14 protein-coding genes are annotated in these 16,617 nt (G+C 52.6%); 9 read left to right on the top strand and 5 right to left on the bottom strand.

The genetic code is table 11. From position 1 onward, the window contains the following. Positions 1-4: 4 nt before the first annotated feature. From yfcC to ackA, 3 genes are all read right to left on the bottom strand, one after another. Entirely contained in the window at positions 5-1,525 is a 1,521-nt protein-coding gene (gene yfcC / locus ACLJPQ_RS13850; RefSeq protein WP_080184846.1) for a putative basic amino acid antiporter YfcC, read from the bottom strand. Between the two features lie 217 nt (positions 1,526-1,742). Further along, a complete protein-coding gene (gene pta, locus ACLJPQ_RS13845; RefSeq protein ID WP_000086692.1) occupies positions 1,743-3,887 on the bottom strand; it encodes a phosphate acetyltransferase in 2,145 nt (714 codons plus the stop codon). Between the two features lie 76 nt (positions 3,888-3,963). Continuing rightward, the gene (gene ackA, locus ACLJPQ_RS13840) at positions 3,964-5,166 is read right to left on the bottom strand and encodes an acetate kinase (RefSeq protein WP_000095689.1); all 1,203 of its coding nucleotides are present in this window, start codon (positions 5,164-5,166) and stop codon (positions 3,964-3,966) included. A gap of 339 nt (positions 5,167-5,505) precedes the next feature. Between ackA and yfbV the strand changes: the two genes are divergently transcribed. The 4 genes from yfbV to ACLJPQ_RS13820 all read left to right on the top strand — a co-directional run bounded on the left by yfbV (position 5,506) and on the right by ACLJPQ_RS13820 (position 9,110). Continuing rightward, entirely contained in the window at positions 5,506-5,961 is a 456-nt protein-coding gene (gene yfbV, locus ACLJPQ_RS13835) for a terminus macrodomain insulation protein YfbV (protein ID WP_000106617.1), read from the top strand. 81 nt (positions 5,962-6,042) lie between these two features. After that, positions 6,043-6,537 (top strand): YfbU family protein, encoded by a 495-nt coding sequence (locus ACLJPQ_RS13830; RefSeq protein ID WP_000426135.1) that lies wholly within the window; start codon positions 6,043-6,045, stop codon positions 6,535-6,537. Continuing rightward, the gene (locus ACLJPQ_RS13825; protein ID WP_001555201.1) at positions 6,530-7,207 is read left to right on the top strand and encodes a sugar phosphatase; all 678 of its coding nucleotides are present in this window, start codon (positions 6,530-6,532) and stop codon (positions 7,205-7,207) included. The genes ACLJPQ_RS13830 and ACLJPQ_RS13825 overlap by 8 nt, the downstream gene beginning before the upstream one ends. Positions 7,208-7,283: 76 nt before the next feature. Continuing rightward, positions 7,284-9,110, top strand: a complete 1,827-nt coding sequence (locus ACLJPQ_RS13820) for an SLC13 family permease (protein ID WP_001012856.1) — start codon at positions 7,284-7,286, stop codon at positions 9,108-9,110. A gap of 91 nt (positions 9,111-9,201) precedes the next feature. Here ACLJPQ_RS13820 and yfbR read toward each other — a convergent pair whose 3' ends face one another. Further along, positions 9,202-9,801 (bottom strand): 5'-deoxynucleotidase, encoded by a 600-nt coding sequence (gene yfbR / locus ACLJPQ_RS13815; RefSeq protein WP_000813882.1) that lies wholly within the window; start codon positions 9,799-9,801, stop codon positions 9,202-9,204. 93 nt (positions 9,802-9,894) lie between these two features. Continuing rightward, positions 9,895-11,109 (bottom strand): alanine transaminase AlaA, encoded by a 1,215-nt coding sequence (gene alaA, locus ACLJPQ_RS13810; protein WP_000074540.1) that lies wholly within the window; start codon positions 11,107-11,109, stop codon positions 9,895-9,897. Between the two features lie 931 nt (positions 11,110-12,040). Between alaA and lrhA the strand changes: the two genes are divergently transcribed. From lrhA to nuoC, 5 genes are all read left to right on the top strand, one after another. Next, a complete protein-coding gene (gene lrhA, locus ACLJPQ_RS13805; protein ID WP_000606288.1) occupies positions 12,041-12,979 on the top strand; it encodes a transcriptional regulator LrhA in 939 nt (312 codons plus the stop codon). A gap of 79 nt (positions 12,980-13,058) precedes the next feature. Further along, on the top strand, positions 13,059-13,211 hold the full coding sequence (locus ACLJPQ_RS13800; protein WP_001121022.1) for a hypothetical protein: 153 nt from the start codon (positions 13,059-13,061) through the stop codon (positions 13,209-13,211). 394 nt (positions 13,212-13,605) lie between these two features. Further along, on the top strand, positions 13,606-14,049 hold the full coding sequence (nuoA, locus tag ACLJPQ_RS13795) for an NADH-quinone oxidoreductase subunit NuoA (protein WP_000062993.1): 444 nt from the start codon (positions 13,606-13,608) through the stop codon (positions 14,047-14,049). 15 nt (positions 14,050-14,064) lie between these two features. Then, a complete protein-coding gene (gene nuoB, locus ACLJPQ_RS13790; protein ID WP_000386728.1) occupies positions 14,065-14,727 on the top strand; it encodes an NADH-quinone oxidoreductase subunit NuoB in 663 nt (220 codons plus the stop codon). A gap of 86 nt (positions 14,728-14,813) precedes the next feature. Then, entirely contained in the window at positions 14,814-16,616 is a 1,803-nt protein-coding gene (gene nuoC / locus ACLJPQ_RS13785) for an NADH-quinone oxidoreductase subunit C/D (protein ID WP_000247855.1), read from the top strand. The last annotated feature ends 1 nt before the right edge of the window (position 16,617 follow it).

Here is a 16,617-nt window from a genome sequence, read left to right as displayed (position 1 = left end):
TGGATCAATGATATCCCATCATCTGCGCGCCAATGACGACCACGCTGGACATAATAAACAGTAGTCCCAGCAGCGACGCCCCCACTTTCAGCCAGTTGCGAAAATCGACCCGGCATACGCCCAGCGTGGCCATCAGCGAGGCCGATGTCGGATAGATAATATGGCTGAAGCCATCGCCAAACTGGAAGGCCAGAACAGTCACCTGACGGTTAACACCGACCAGATCGCCGAGCGGCGCCAGTAATGGCATGGTTAACGCCGCCTGGCCCGAACCGGACGTGACAAAGAAATTAAATACCGCCTGGAAGAGCAGCATAAACCAGGCGGCGATAGCATTATTAAGCCCGCTGATGCCATGCGCGATACTGTTAAGCAACGTATTGAGCACGCTGGGTTCCCCGGCTTCGCCGTTGCCGACCAGCAGCAGAATGCCTTTGGCAAAACCCACCAGCAAGGCGGGTGCGATCATCATCCTCGCCCCTTCGGTGAATGAGGACGCCATCACGTTGACCGTCATACCGTTGAGGCGGAAGATAACGCCGATGAGGCCGATCACCACGCCCATGGTGAAAAACTGGCTGGCGATCTCCGGAATAAACCAGGCGTGGACAATCACGCCCCAGACGACCCAAATCATTACGCCGGTCAGGACCAGTAGTACCAGCCAGTCACCAAAGGTGAAAGGGCGCTGGACGATTTCATCCTGCTGTTCGCGGAAATAGCGATCGGATTCGTGGACGCGGGACAGCAGCGGATTCTTTTTCACGCGTGAGGCGTAGACCAGCGTAAAAACCAACCCAATCAGCGTGGCGACAACCCAGACCACAATACGCAGCCCGGAGCCGGAAAGTACCGGCACGCCGGCAATCCCCTGGGCGACGACTACGCAGAAAGGGTTCATCCACGAACTGGCAAAGCCAATTTGGGTGGCGATATAGGTCACCAGGACGGTGGTAATGCTGTCATAGCCCAGCCTGACCATCAGCGGGGCTATGATAATTGCAAAGGCGACCGCCTCTTCGCCCATGCCAAATACGGCGCCCCCTAACGAAAAGAGGACAAATAGCACCGGAATAAACAGGACTTCGTTGCCCCGCGTGTGGCGAATAAGCGCCAGAATGCCGTTATCCACGGTGCCGGTACGCATCACGATGCCGAATGCGCCGCCAATCACCAACATAAACATAATGATGCCGACGGCAGTGCCGAATTTCGATCCGGATGTTAACCCTTCAAACGGAAAATTCATCAGCCCTGGTCTTTCATCGCCGGTAGTGAAAAATTGTACGCGATGATACTGCGCTTCCCCGGCCTCATTGGTCACAATGCGAAAAGAGTGCGGGTCGACGACTTTGCGGGTTTTTGTCTGACCATCGACCTGATACTGCACTTCCTGGCTATCAAACATCCCAACGGGGACGACCCAGGTGGCGATACTGGTTAAAATGGCGACAAAAAAGATGATGACCAGCGTATCGGGCATTGCCCATTTTCTGGCTGTTTTTGATTCTGTAACGACAGACATGACAGACTATCCCTGTTGCAAAGCAAAGAGGTTAAGTATGAGAAGAAGGGAATAGTTATTCATTGATGCAGCGCAGTTAAGCAAAAAATTCCGCTTTGCAGGGTAAATAGCAGAATGCCGGATGGCGATGCTAACGCGTCTTATCCGGCCTACAACGGTATTTCACCTGTAGGCCGGACAAGGCGTTCACGCCGCCATCCGGCATTGGCTTTTACTGTTACTGCTGCTGTTGAGAAGCCTGGATTGCCGTCAGGGCGATGGTATAGACGATATCGTCAACCAGCGCGCCACGGGACAGGTCGTTCACCGGCTTGCGCATACCCTGCAGCATCGGCCCGATGGAGATCAGGTCGGCAGAACGCTGTACCGCTTTGTAGGTGGTGTTACCGGTGTTCAGATCCGGGAAAATGAACACGGTAGCGCGACCCGCAACCGGCGAGTTCGGCGCTTTGGATTTCGCTACGTCAGCCATGACCGCGGCGTCGTACTGCAACGGACCGTCGATCATCAGGTCAGGACGTTTTTCCTGCGCCAGACGCGTCGCTTCACGTACTTTCTCTACGTCGCTGCCCGCGCCAGAGGTGCCGGTGGAGTAGGAGAGCATTGCCACACGCGGTTCGATACCGAAGGCAATGGCGGAATCCGCAGACTGAATCGCGATTTCTGCCAGCTGCTCTGCGGTCGGGTCTGGGTTGATTGCGCAGTCGCCGTAAACGTAAACCTGTTCCGGCAGTAGCATAAAGAACACAGAAGAGACCAGGGAGCTACCCGGCGCCGTTTTAATAAGCTGCAGCGGCGGACGGATGGTGTTGGCGGTGGTATGAACCGCGCCGGAAACCAGGCCGTCGACTTCGTCTTGCTCCAGCATCAGCGTGCCGAGCACCACGTTGTCTTCCAGCTGTTCGCGGGCAACCGGTTCGGTCATGCCTTTGCTCTTACGCAGCTCAACCAGGCGAGCGACATAGCTTTCACGCACCACTTCCGGATCGACGATTTCAATACCTGCGCCCAGCTCAACGCCCTGAGATGCCGCGACGCGGTTGATTTCATCCGGGTTGCCCAGCAGTACGCAAGTGGCGATGCCGCGTTCAGCGCAGATTGCCGCCGCTTTGACGGTACGCGGTTCGTCGCCTTCCGGCAGCACTACGCGTTTACCGGCTTTACGCGCCAGCTCGGTCAGTTGGTAGCGGAACGCCGGCGGAGAGAGGCGACGGCTACGCTCGGAAGTGGCGGTCAGCGACTCGATCCACTCAGCGTTAACGTAGTTCGCGACGTATTCCTGAACTTTCTCGATGCGCTCATGGTCATCAACCGGGACTTCCAGATTGAAGCTTTGCAGGCTCAGCGAAGTCTGCCAGGTGTTGGTGTTCACCATAAAGACCGGCAGACCGGTGGCGAATGCGCGTTCGCACAGTTTAGAAATGCGTGCGTCCATTTCATAGCCGCCGGTCAGCAACAGGGCGCCGATTTCTACGCCGTTCATCGCGGCCAGGCAAGCTGCGACCAGTACGTCCGGACGGTCAGCGGAGGTCACTAACAACGATCCTGCGCGGAAATGTTCCAGCATATGCGGAATACTGCGCGCGCAGAACGTAACGGATTTAACTCGGCGGGTTTTGATATCGCCTTCGTTAATGATGGTGGCGTTCAGGTGACGCGCCATATCGATAGCGCGGGTCGCAATCAGGTCGAAGCTCCACGGCACCGCGCCCAGAACCGGCAGCGGGCTGGATTCCTGCAGTTTAGCAGGATCGATTTTGATCACCTGCGCTTTGGAAGAGTCGTCAAAAATCTCCGACAGATCCGGGCGAGTACGGCCTTGTTCATCAACCGGCGCATTCAGTTTGTTGATGATAACGCCGGTGATGTTGGTGTTTTTCGCGCCGCCGAAGCTGCTGCGCGTCAGTTCGATACGTTCGTTCAGCTGTTCTGGCGTGTCGGTCCCCTGAGACATGACAAAAACGATTTCCGCATTCAGCGTTTTCGCGATTTCATAGTTCAGAGACTGAGCGAACTGATGTTTACGGGTCGGAACCAGACCTTCAACCAGCACCACTTCCGCGTCTTTGGTATTCGCATGGTAGTTCGCGATGATCTCTTCCATCAGCACGTCTTTCTGGTTGCTGGAAAGCAGAGATTCAACGTGGCTCATCTTCAGCGGTTCAGCCGCCGGCAGGGTAGAGTTCGCGCGAACGATAGTGGTGGTCTGGTCAGGCGCATCGCCGCCAGCGCGAGGCTGGGCGATAGGCTTAAAGACGCTCAGACGAACGCCTTTGCGTTCCATAGCACGGATGACGCCGAGGCTGACGCTGGTCAGGCCGACGCTGGTTCCGGTAGGGATCAGCATAATAATACGGGACACGGTTTATCCTCTTTCGTTACCGTCTTTTGGGGACGGGTTACAAAACAGCACCGCCAGCGAGGCTGGCGGTGTGAAATCAGGCAGTCAGACGGCTCGCGTCCTGCGCGATAACCAGTTCTTCGTTGGTTGGGATCACCACCGCCGGACGGGTACCTTCTTTGTTGATGAAACCAGATTTGCCGAAGCGGGCCGCCAGGTTACGTTCGTGGTCGACTTCAAAGCCCAGCACGCCCAGTTTACCCAGAGACAGTTCGCGAACCATCGCGGCGTTTTCACCGATACCGCCGGTGAACACGACTGCATCCAGACGACCGTCCATCAGAGCGGTGTAAGAACCGATGTACTTCGCCAGGCGGTGGCAGTAAACATCCATCGCACGTTTTGCGTCTTCTTTGGTGGCGTAGTTGTCTTCAACATAACGGCAGTCGCTGGTCACTTCAGTCAGACCCAGCAGACCGGACTCTTTGGTCAGCATTTTGTTGATCTGATCCACGCTCATGCCCAGAGTGTCGTGCAGGTGGAAGATAATCGCAGGGTCGATATCGCCGGAACGGGTACCCATGACCAGGCCTTCCAGCGGGGTCAGACCCATAGAGGTATCCACGCATTTACCGTTACGGATAGCGGAAACAGAACCGCCGTTGCCCAGGTGGCAGGTGATAATGTTCAGTTCTTCTACCGGCTTGTTCAGCATTTTTGCCGCTTCCTGAGTTACATAGAAGTGGCTGGTGCCGTGTGCGCCATAGCGACGAACGCCGTGTTCTTTATACAGGCTGTACGGCAGGGCATACAGGTAAGATTCTTCCGGCATGGTCTGATGGAAGGCGGTGTCGAATACTGCAACGTTTTTATCTTTCAGCTGCGGGAAAGATTTCAGCGCTTCGGCGATACCAATCAGGTGAGCCGGGTTATGCAGCGGTGCGAAAGAGGCGGAATCTTTGATGCCCTGAATGACGGACTCATCAATGACTACGGAGCTGGTATACTTCTCGCCGCCGTGTACGATACGGTGACCAATTGCAGTTAACTGCGCAGACAGTTCTGGTTTTTGTGCCAGAATAGTGTTAACGATAAAGTTCAGCGCTTCACTGTGAGCGGCGCCTGCACCTAAAGCCGCTTCTTGTTTACTGCCGTCCATTTTCCATTTGATGCGTGCTTCTGGCAGATGGAAACATTCGGCTAAACCAGAAAGGTATTCATCACCATTAACTGCATCAATAATTGCAAATTTCAGTGAAGAACTACCGCAGTTCAGAACCAGTACTAACTTACTCGACATGGAAGTACCTATTTATGATACGTGGCTAAAAAAACATCAGTGAGCCATAGAGCGTAGCGCATGATAGCCCTGACATTTATGATTAACATCATGCGCAGGAGTTTTTTTGGGCATGATGGAAGAAATACCTTTGAGTCTATGCCATTTTGCGTATTTTTCAGCCAATGGCATACTATGTGTAATATTGACGACTCAATGATTTTAAACTACCGGCCTTTGACAGGCCGACACAGGATACCTGATAGTGGGTATCGAAGACAAAATGTTTTGAACGTTGTCCCTCGCAGTTGTTGTTTTGCACAAATTTTTTAAATTTTATATGTGAAGTTGAGGTAGGCCATGTCGACACCGGATAATCGCTCCGTAAATTTTTTTAGCTTATTTCGCCGGGGGCAGCACTACGCGAAGACGTGGCCGATGGAAAAGCGGCTGGCGCCCGTTTTCGTCGAAAACCGCGTCATTCGTATGACGCGCTATGCCATACGATTTATGCCGCCTGTCGCCGTCTTTACATTATGCTGGCAGATAGCGCTGGGCGGTCAGTTAGGTCCGGCCGTGGCGACCGCCCTGTTCGCCCTGAGCTTGCCTATGCAGGGATTATGGTGGTTAGGGAAACGTTCCGTGACGCCGTTGCCGCCTTCAATCCTTAACTGGTTTTACGAAGTTCGCGGTAAATTGCAGGAGGCTGGACAAGCGCTGGCGCCGGTAGAAGGAAAGCCGGATTACCAGGCATTAGCTGACACGCTTAAGCGCGCCTTCAAACAACTGGATAAAACTTTCCTGGATGATTTGTAATTGACCCCGGATTACGCATATAAAAGAAGGCATACCAATGCCTTCTTTTTTCATCGCCATAGCGTGATACAGGAGTTCAAAATGGAAATGACCAACGCGCAACGTCTGATTTTGTCTAACCAGTACAAAATGATGACGATGCTCGATCCCACCAACGCCGAGCGTTACCGTCGCTTACAAACAATTATTGAACGCGGCTACGGCCTGCAGATGCGCGAGCTGGATCGCGAGTTTGGCGAGCTGACGGAAGAGACCTGTCGTACCATCATCGATATTATGGAGATGTACCATGCGCTGCACGTCTCCTGGACCAACCTCAAAGATACGCAAGCCATCGACGAACGTCGCGTCACCTTCCTGGGGTTTGACGCCGCGACGGAAGCGCGTTACCTCGGCTATGTCCGTTTTATGGTGAATATAGAAGGACGCTACACTCACTTTGACGCCGGGACGCACGGCTTTAATGCCCAGACGCCGATGTGGGAAAAATACCAGCGGATGTTGAATGTCTGGCATGCCTGCCCGCGTCAGTACCACCTGAGCGCGAATGAAATCAATCAAATCATTAATGCCTGAGGAGGCTCGCGTGCAGTGTAAAGGTTTTCTGTTTGATCTGGATGGAACGTTGGTTGACTCATTACCTGCCGTTGAACGCGCGTGGTGTAGCTGGGCCGATCGTTTTAACCTTGCTCATGATGAGGTGCTGGGCTTTATTCATGGCAAACAGGCGATCACCTCGTTGCGGCATTTTATGGCGGGTAAATCGGAGGCGGAAATTGCCGCTGAGTTTACGCGCCTGGAGCAAATAGAAGCCACTGAAACCGCAGGGATCACCGCGTTGCCGGGGGCAGTCGATTTACTCAATCACCTGAATAAAGCGGGCATTCCGTGGGCTATCGTCACCTCCGGTTCAATGCCGGTCGCGCGTGCGCGCCATCAGGTCGCGGGCCTTCCAGCGCCAGAGGTGTTTGTCACCGCCGAACGAGTCAAACGCGGCAAACCGGAGCCGGATGCGTATTTGCTGGGCGCACAACTGCTTGGCCTGGCCCCTCAGGAGTGCGTCGTAGTAGAAGATGCCCCGGCTGGCGTGCTGTCCGGGCTGGCTGCGGGCTGCCACGTCATTGCGGTCAATGCGCCGGCCGACACGCCGCGTCTGGCGGATGTTGATTTTGCGTTGGATAGCCTGACGCAATTATCGGTCGCTAAACAACCAAACGGCGATGTAGTGGTGTTAAGAAAGACCTGATCATGATATCGCCCCGCTTTGGCGGGGCATATTTATGGCAGAATCGCGTTATCTTCTCATCTGACAAGGATATGTTGTGAACGGTGAATTGATTTGGGTTCTCTCTTTACTGGCGATTGCCGTCGTGTTGTTTGCGACGGGCAAAGTACGTATGGATGCGGTGGCTTTATTCGTCATTGTTGCTTTTGTCCTTAGCGGTACCTTGACCCTTCCGGAAGCCTTCTCCGGCTTTAGCGATCCGAATGTCATTCTTATCGCCGCCTTATTTATTATTGGCGATGGCCTCGTACGCACCGGCGTTGCGACGGTGGTCGGTACCTGGCTGGTTAAAATGGCGGGCAGCAGTGAAATCAAAATGCTGGTTTTACTGATGATCACCGTCGCCGGACTTGGCGCTTTCATGAGTTCAACCGGCGTGGTGGCGATCTTTATCCCCGTTGTTCTTAGCGTTTCTATGCATATGCAGACCTCGCCTTCGCGCCTGATGATGCCGCTGAGTTTTGCCGGGCTTATCAGCGGAATGATGACGCTGGTGGCGACGCCGCCGAACCTGGTGGTTAACAGTGAACTGCTGCGTGAAGGCCTGCACGGGTTCAACTTTTTTAGCGTGACGCCGCTGGGGATTGTGGTGTTGGCGCTCGGCATTGTTTATATGCTGGTGATGCGCTTCATGCTAAAAGGCGATGCGCCCGGACAACAGGCCGGTAAGCGGCGCACTTTCCGCGATCTTATCCGCGAGTACCGTCTGACGGGGCGCGCTCGCCGTCTGGCGATTCGCCCCGGTTCGCCAATGGTGGGACAGCGGCTGGACGACCTTAAACTGCGCGAACGTTACGGCGCCAATGTCATCGGCGTTGAACGCTGGCGGCGCTTTCGGCGGGTTATCGTCAATGTGAACGGCGTATCGGAGTTTCGCGCTCGCGACGTTCTGCTGATTGATATGTCGGCGGCGGAGGTTGACCTCAGAGAGTTCTGCGCCGAGCAACTGCTGGAACCGATGGTATTGCGTGGAGAATATTTTTCCGATCAGGCGTTGGATGTCGGGATGGCGGAAATTTCGCTTATTCCGGAGTCTGAACTGATTGGCAAGTCGGTGCGTGAAATCGCTTTCCGTACACGTTACGGGCTGAATGTGGTCGGCCTGAAACGCGACGGCGTCGCGCTGGAAGGGTCGCTGGCCGATGAGCCGTTATTGATGGGCGATATCATTCTGGTTGTGGGGAACTGGAAGTTAATCAGCCTGCTGGGGCAAAAAGGCCGCGACTTTGTGGTGCTGAATATGCCGGTCGAGGTCAGCGAAGCCTCTCCTGCGCACAGCCAGGCGCCGCACGCCATTTTCTGCCTGGTACTGATGGTGGCGCTGATGTTGACCGATGAAATTCCCAACCCGATCGCGGCGATTATCGCCTGCCTGCTGATGGGGAAATTTCGCTGTATTGATGCTGAAAGCGCGTATAAAGCGATCCACTGGCCGAGTATTATCTTGATTGTGGGTATGATGCCGTTTGCGCTGGCGTTGCAAAAAACCGGCGGCGTCTCTCTGGTCGTGCAAGGGTTAATGGATATCGGCGGCGGCTATGGGCCGTATATGATGCTGGGATGCCTGTTCGTGCTGTGTGCCGTCATAGGACTGTTCATTTCTAACACGGCAACGGCGGTGCTGATGGCGCCGATTGCGCTGGCGGCGGCGAAATCGATGGGGGTGTCGCCCTATCCGTTTGCGATGGCGGTGGCGATGGCGGCATCCGCCGCCTTTATGACGCCGGTTTCATCGCCGGTGAATACTCTGGTTCTGGGGCCGGGAAACTATAGCTTTAGCGATTTTGTGAAGCTTGGCGTGCCGTTCACGCTTATTGTGATGGCGGTTTGTATTGTGATGATTCCAATGTTGTTTCCGTTTTAACCCCAGACAGGAAAAGGCCTGATGGCGTTGCGCTTATCAGGCCTACGGGAAGAACGGTAGGCCGGATAAGGCGTTAGCCGCCATCCGGCAACTAAAGCGGTGAATCCTGGCTTATCTCGTCAAGAGAGAGATGGAAACTTGGTACGAATACCGCCATAAAATAGTCCATCTCCTGGCTGCGACGTAATTCCAGCGTTTTTTCCAGCCGCGTTTTTGCCAGTCCAAACTCATTGTTTCCCGCTGAGAGCTCCTCCAGGCATTTCAGGTAGGCGCAAAGCGCATCGGCCTGTTTTACGATTGCCTGTTCTTCTTCGCTCCAGGCATTCTCATCAATAAGCGGTGCGAAAATATCGCGTAATTCATCCGGCGCCATATCAACCAGCTTTTGCTGGGCGATTTTTTCGATCGCTTTATATTCCTGGGCTATCTGGGAATTAAAATATTTTACCGGCGTCGGCAGATCGCCGGTCAGTACTTCCGAGGCATCATGATACATCGCCAGAAGCGCGATGCGTTCAGCATTGAGTTGACCGCCAAATTTACGGTTTTTTATCGCCGCCAACGCATGGGCGACCATCGCCACCTGCAGACTATGTTCGGAGACGTTTTCTGTACGCACGTTACGCATCAGCGGCCAGCGGTTAATCAACTTCATGCGGGAGAGATGGGCGAAAAAATGGCTCTGCTTCATAGATTACCTTTTGTTTTCACTGCGGCAGACTTCATTGTGCGGGGAGGGAGATGAAGATGCAATTCAGGCTACCGAAGTAGCCTGAATTTAAGATTATTGATGGTAACCTGAGAGGAAACGCCCAAAACGGTTGATGGCCATCTCCAGGTCATCTTCACGCGGTAGCGTCACAATGCGGAAGTGATCCGGCCACGGCCAGTTAAAGGCGGTACCTTGCACCAGCAGCACCTTTTCCTGTAGCAGGAAGTCCAGCACCATCTTCTGGTCGTCGTGAATATTAAAACGTTTAGCGTCGATCCTGGGGAACATGTACAACGCGCCGCGCGGTTTTACGCAGGAAACGCCGGGAATATCGTTAATCAACTCCCAGGCGCGGTTACGCTGTTCATACAGTCGACCGCCCGGCAGAATAAATTCGCTAATGCTTTGATAGCCGCCGAGCGCGGTCTGAATAGCATGTTGCGCCGGGACGTTAGCGCACAGGCGCATTGAGGCTAACATCTCCAGTCCTTCAATATAGCCCTTCGCATGTTTTTTCGGCCCGTTCAGCACCATCCAGCCCTGGCGGAAGCCGGCGACGCGATAGGTTTTAGACAAACCATTAAAGGTGATGGTCAGCAGATCAGGCGCCAGTGCAGCGATAGAGTGATGCTCGGCATCGTCATAGAGAATCTTGTCATAAATTTCATCGGCGAAGATGATGAGATTATGCTCGCGCGCAATGTTGACAATTTCCATCAACAATTCTTTAGAATAGACGGCGCCAGTAGGGTTGTTTGGATTAATAATGACAATACCACGCGTACGTGGGGTAATTTTGGCGCGGATATCGTCAAGGTCCGGGAACCAGTCGGAAGATTCATCGCAAAGATAATGTACCGCCTTGCCGCTGGAGAGCGATACCGCCGCTGTCCATAACGGATAATCGGGCGCGGGAACCAGCATTTCATCGCCACTGTTAAGCAACGCCTGCATCGCCTGAACGATTAGCTCGGAAACGCCGTTACCGATATAGATATCTTCCACGGTTACATCGCGCATTCCACGGGCCTGATAATGCTGCATAATCGCTTTACGGGCAGAATAAAGCCCTTTCGAGTCGCAATATCCTTGCGCCGTCGGCAAATTACGAATGACATCGACCAGAATTTCGTCCGGCGCTTCGAATCCGAAGGGGGCGGGGTTGCCGATATTCAGTTTAAGAACTTTATTACCTTCTTCCTCAAGGCGTTTCGCTTCTTTCAGAACGGGGCCACGAATGTCATAACAGACATTTTCGAGTTTGCTGGATTTTTCAATGGGGGACATGAATCTTGACCTTTTAGCTGTTATTGCCACTCCCTGCCGTGGAAGTCAGCACGAAACAATGTACTCCCACGACGGTGAGTTTTGAAGAGTGAACAGAAGAAGATTTTGTTTATTTTTAACGCGCTTTAGTACGGTTTAAAACTTCATAAAATCATTTTGTTAGATGCATTTTCTATTTTTGGCTTCATGTATAGCGTTTTGTTCTGTGTGATTGCTGGTAATGTGGTTTTTTCTGTTGTCAGAAATTATCTGTTTTATGAGAGATAAGCATTCATCATTAGTGTCGCGTCGGCTATTTCGGAAATACTGAGTATTAAAGGTAAAATGAGAAGGTTAGACCTTTCCGGCGGCGGGGGGTGTGAAACTATTGTTAAGTATAATTAATGAATGGTAGAAATCTTAATTAATTATTATTTAATATTTAAAAAGCATTTACTAAAGTCGTAATAATATCTTTCTGGTCCGATTAGTATAACATATCCAAGGTTAAGATTATTCGTAATAATACTTATAAATATAGCGGTTTTAGGTTAAGATAATGATCCGAAACGGGGGCGTAGTCTGCGTTGTCTGCTAATTATCATGACGCGATTTTATACATAACCTATTGTTCAATATATTGTTTTTGTATCTGTGCGTCTCGGTAAACTATTTGACGCTGTTACAAGATTTACACGTCCATCATTAGCAGAAATCTGTAGACGCCTAAAGGTATGACACATTCTCTTTGATATATCCCGATCAGTTGCATTTGGTATTATATCAGTAAGTAAGAGAAGTGTTTTGGTCGTATTTTCAATTACATTCTAACATTTACCTGGGTAACCAGGCGGTACTGCGAAGGATGCACATTACAAATGGAATTGCTTGTTTCTGAATGCACAGCATTAACCAGGTCAGCCCGATATGACCCGCCAGTAAGTGAAAAATTATGATAAATGCAAATCGTCCGATAATTAACCTCGATCTCGATCTGCTGAGAACGTTCGTGGCCGTTGCCGATCTGAACACCTTCGCCGCGGCGGCGGCGGCGGTATGTCGTACTCAGTCTGCGGTCAGTCAGCAAATGCAGCGTCTTGAGCAACTCGTGGGAAAGGAATTGTTCGCCCGCCATGGCCGTAACAAACTTTTGACCGAACACGGTATCCAGCTTCTGGGGTACGCCAGAAAAATCCTGCGTTTTAATGATGAGGCGTGTTCATCATTAATGTTCAGTAATCTTCAGGGAGTGTTAACAATCGGCGCTTCTGATGAATCAGCTGATACTATCCTGCCTTTTTTGCTTAGCCGAATCAGCTCGGTTTATCCGAAACTCGCGCTTGATGTACGGGTAAAACGCAACGCCTATATGGTGGACATGGTTAAATCGCAGGAAGTAGATTTGGTGGTGACGACTAACCAACCTCATTCGCTGGACTGTCTGAATTTGCGGACCTCGCCCACCCATTGGTATTGTGCGGCTGAGTATGTTTTGCAAAGGGGAGAGCCCGTACCACTAGTCCTGCTGGACGATCCCAGTCCATTCCGCGATATGGTGCTGGAGACGCTAAATGCAGCGGGTATTCCCTGGCGGCTGGCCTATGTGGCGTCTACTTTACCGGCGGTACGCGCGGCCGTTAAAGCCGGTCTTGGCGTAACGGCTCGACCTGTCGAAATGATGAGTCCCGACCTTCGCGTGCTGGGCGCCGCAGACGGATTACCGCCTTTGCCGGATACGGAATATCTGTTGTGCCGCGATCCCAATAGCCAGAACGAGCTGGCGATGGTGATTTTCCATGCGATGGAAAGCTATCAAAACCCATGGCATTACAACCAGTTTTCTGCAGAGGGCGGAGATGATCCGCTGATGGTGGAAGGGGGTTTTGAGTAGCTCGCAGACAAAAGGCGCTAAGTCGTAAATGTAAAAAAGAGCCGCTGGCGATGAAAAAACGCTCAGTGGCTCTTTTTTTGTGCCCATCTGTACGCGCTTAACCGCACAAATTGTAAAAGTTGCGGTAAATCAGCCAGTAGCGATTCGCAGTTCAATGTGGGTAAAAAATAACCAGAACATCCATTTTATGAATTTGCATGTTAAAAAACTAGAGAAATTGTTGCTGTTTTAGGGGGTGAATTAACAAAAGCGTGTCACAGATCAAGAAAATACTCCCATTTAGGGGGAGGCATCTTCACAAATTCCTGTCAAAATAGATGTGTGTTATTTCTTTTGCTTCACAACGGACACGATTCAACAACATAAAATCCCCCCTGGCCGAAGAGTCATTTTCTCCAGGATGGCACTTAATGTTAATGGTGATGAATTGATGTAAATTAATGTGAAGGAACTTTTGTTAAAGTTGACAAAAGGTTATAGAAAGGAGTAAAAAACCACATCAATTAGCTGTTTTTATCATTTTCTACAGTAATTGTAGGGTTTTTTTTATTCCTCCCCATGAATCGATGTGGCGCCCATCTGCCGTAAAGAGCAGAGAAACTGGCGCTACTTTTGATGAGTAAGCAATGAGTATGTCAACATCCACTGAAGTCATCGCTCATCACTGGGCATTCGCTATCTTTCTTATCGTTGCCATTGGCCTGTGCTGCCTGATGCTGGTAGGCGGTTGGTTTTTGGGCGGTCGCGCACGCGCGAGGCACAAGAACGTTCCGTTTGAATCAGGTATCGACTCGGTCGGCACCGCCCGCTTACGCCTGTCTGCCAAGTTTTACCTGGTAGCCATGTTCTTCGTTATCTTCGACGTTGAAGCGCTGTATCTGTTCGCATGGTCAACTTCTATCCGCGAAAGCGGCTGGGTTGGCTTTGTGGAAGCTGCAATTTTTATTTTTGTGTTACTGGCTGGTCTGGTTTATCTGGCGCGTATTGGCGCGTTGGACTGGACGCCCGCGCGTTCACGCCGCGAGCGTATGAACCCGGAAACGAACAGTATCGCTAATCGTCAACGCTAACCGCGAGGCATTAAGATGGATTATACGCTCACCCGCATAGATCCTAACGGTGAGAATGACCGTTACCCCCTGCAAAAACAGGAGATCGTAACCGACCCCCTGGAGCAGGAAGTTAACAAAAACGTGTTCATGGGCAAACTGCATGACATGGTTAACTGGGGCCGTAAAAACTCAATTTGGCCCTACAACTTCGGCCTTTCTTGCTGCTATGTAGAGATGGTGACCTCTTTTACCGCAGTGCATGACGTTGCCCGTTTCGGCGCGGAAGTGCTGCGTGCGTCGCCACGTCAGGCTGACCTGATGGTGGTGGCCGGTACCTGCTTTACCAAAATGGCCCCGGTTATTCAGCGTCTGTATGACCAAATGCTGGAGCCAAAATGGGTCATTTCTATGGGCGCCTGCGCCAACTCCGGCGGCATGTACGATATTTATTCGGTAGTGCAGGGCGTTGATAAGTTCATCCCGGTGGATGTGTATATCCCTGGCTGTCCGCCGCGTCCGGAAGCGTATATGCAGGCGTTGATGCTGCTGCAAGAATCGATTGGCAAAGAGCGCCGTCCGCTCTCATGGGTGGTGGGCGATCAGGGCGTGTATCGCGCCAATATGCAGCCAGAACGCGAACGTAAACGCGGCGAGCGTATTGCCGTCACGAACCTGCGTACCCCGGACGAGATTTAATTTGCGCCTGTCGGCAGCAGCACTTCACTTCGCTAACCACTATTTTAATAGCGCGAAGCACTGCCGACCACCACGGACCATTTGCAATGGTGAACAATATGACCGACTTAACCGCGCAAGACGCTGCATGGAGTACCCGCGATCATCTTGATGATCCGGTTATCGGCGAACTGCGCAACCGTTTTGGGCCGGATGCCTTTACCGTTCAGGCGACCCGCACCGGTATCCCCGTTGTTTGGGTCAAGCGTGAACAACTACTGGAGGTTGGCGATTTCTTAAAGAAACTGCCGAAACCTTACGTCATGCTGTTTGACTTACACGGCATGGATGAACGCCTGCGTACGCACCGTGACGGGTTACCCGCCGCGGATTTTTCCGTTTTCTACCACCTGATTTCCATTGAGCGTAATCGCGATATCATGCTCAAGGTGGCGTTGTCTGAAAACGACCTGCGCGTGCCGACCTTCACTAAACTTTTCCCTAACGCCAACTGGTACGAGCGTGAGACCTGGGAGATGTTTGGTATTGATATCGAAGGCCACCCGCACCTGACGCGCATCATGATGCCGCAAACCTGGGAAGGCCATCCGCTGCGTAAAGATTATCCGGCGCGCGCGACCGAATTCGACCCGTTTGAGCTGACCAAAGCCAAGCAGGATCTGGAGATGGAAGCGCTGACCTTTAAGCCGGAAGACTGGGGGATGAAGCGCGGGACTGACAACGAGGACTTTATGTTCCTCAACCTCGGCCCGAACCACCCGTCTGCGCACGGTGCGTTTCGTATTATCCTGCAACTTGACGGTGAAGAAATCGTCGACTGCGTGCCGGATATCGGCTATCACCACCGCGGCGCCGAAAAAATGGGCGAGCGCCAGTCCTGGCATAGCTACATTCCCTATACCGACCGTATCGAATACCTCGGTGGATGCGTCAATGAAATGCCGTACGTGCTGGCGGTAGAAAAGTTGGCAGGGATCACCGTCCCGGATCGGGTGAACGTCATCCGCGTGATGCTCTCCGAACTGTTCCGCATTAACAGTCATCTGCTGTACATCTCGACCTTTATTCAGGACGTCGGCGCGATGACGCCGGTCTTCTTTGCCTTTACCGACCGGCAGAAAATTTATGACCTGGTGGAAGCCATTACCGGTTTCCGTATGCACCCGGCCTGGTTCCGTATCGGCGGCGTCGCGCACGACTTGCCGCGCGGTTGGGATCGCCTGCTGCGAGAGTTCCTTGAGTGGATGCCGAAGCGTCTGGATTCTTACGAGAAAGCCGCGCTGCGTAACACCATTCTGAAAGGGCGTTCGCAGGGCGTTGCCGCTTACGGCGCGAAAGAGGCGCTGGAGTGGGGCACCACCGGCGCAGGGCTGCGCGCGACCGGGATCGACTTCGACGTACGTAAATGGCGTCCATACTCTGGCTACGAAAACTTTGACTTTGAAGTGCCGGTGGGCGGCGGCGTTTCCGACTGCTATACCCGCGTGATGCTGAAAGTGGAAGAGCTGCGCCAGAGTCTGCGCATTCTTCAGCAGTGCCTCGATAACATGCCGGAAGGCCCGTTCAAAGCGGATCACCCGCTGACCACGCCGCCGCCGAAAGAGCGCACGCTGCAACATATCGAAACCCTGATCACCCACTTCCTGCAGGTCTCCTGGGGCCCGGTGATGCCGGCGCAGGAGTCCTTCCAGATGGTGGAAGCGACGAAGGGGATTAACAGTTACTACCTGACCAGCGACGGCAGCACTATGAGCTACCGTACCCGCGTGCGCACGCCGAGCTTTGCGCACCTGCAGCAGATTCCCTCGGCGATCCGCGGTAGCCTGGTCTCCGACCTGATTGTCTATCTGGGTAGTATCGATTTTGTTATGTCAGATGTGGACCGCTAAT

The sequence above is a fragment of the Salmonella sp. SAL04213 genome (assembly GCF_046550535.1).
In the GTDB taxonomy this organism is placed as follows: domain Bacteria; phylum Pseudomonadota; class Gammaproteobacteria; order Enterobacterales; family Enterobacteriaceae; genus Salmonella; species Salmonella enterica.
The sequence above is the reverse complement of the archived record's forward strand: the minus strand, read 5'-3'. Positions and strand labels throughout refer to the sequence as shown.

What these genes read in the sequence shown, in the direction of transcription:
- yfcC (WP_080184846.1), bottom strand. Translation starts at nt 1,525, where the DNA reads ATGTCTGTCGTTACAGAATCAAAAACAGCCAGAAAATGGGCAATGCCC.
- ackA (WP_000095689.1), bottom strand. Translation starts at nt 5,166, where the DNA reads ATGTCGAGTAAGTTAGTACTGGTTCTGAACTGCGGTAGTTCTTCACTG.
- yfbV (WP_000106617.1), top strand. Translation starts at nt 5,506, where the DNA reads ATGTCGACACCGGATAATCGCTCCGTAAATTTTTTTAGCTTATTTCGC.
- ACLJPQ_RS13830 (WP_000426135.1), top strand. Translation starts at nt 6,043, where the DNA reads ATGGAAATGACCAACGCGCAACGTCTGATTTTGTCTAACCAGTACAAA.
- ACLJPQ_RS13825 (WP_001555201.1), top strand. Translation starts at nt 6,530, where the DNA reads ATGCCTGAGGAGGCTCGCGTGCAGTGTAAAGGTTTTCTGTTTGATCTG.
- yfbR (WP_000813882.1), bottom strand. Translation starts at nt 9,801, where the DNA reads ATGAAGCAGAGCCATTTTTTCGCCCATCTCTCCCGCATGAAGTTGATT.
- alaA (WP_000074540.1), bottom strand. Translation starts at nt 11,109, where the DNA reads ATGTCCCCCATTGAAAAATCCAGCAAACTCGAAAATGTCTGTTATGAC.
- lrhA (WP_000606288.1), top strand. Translation starts at nt 12,041, where the DNA reads ATGATAAATGCAAATCGTCCGATAATTAACCTCGATCTCGATCTGCTG.
- nuoA (WP_000062993.1), top strand. Translation starts at nt 13,606, where the DNA reads ATGAGTATGTCAACATCCACTGAAGTCATCGCTCATCACTGGGCATTC.
- nuoB (WP_000386728.1), top strand. Translation starts at nt 14,065, where the DNA reads ATGGATTATACGCTCACCCGCATAGATCCTAACGGTGAGAATGACCGT.
- nuoC (WP_000247855.1), top strand. Translation starts at nt 14,814, where the DNA reads ATGGTGAACAATATGACCGACTTAACCGCGCAAGACGCTGCATGGAGT.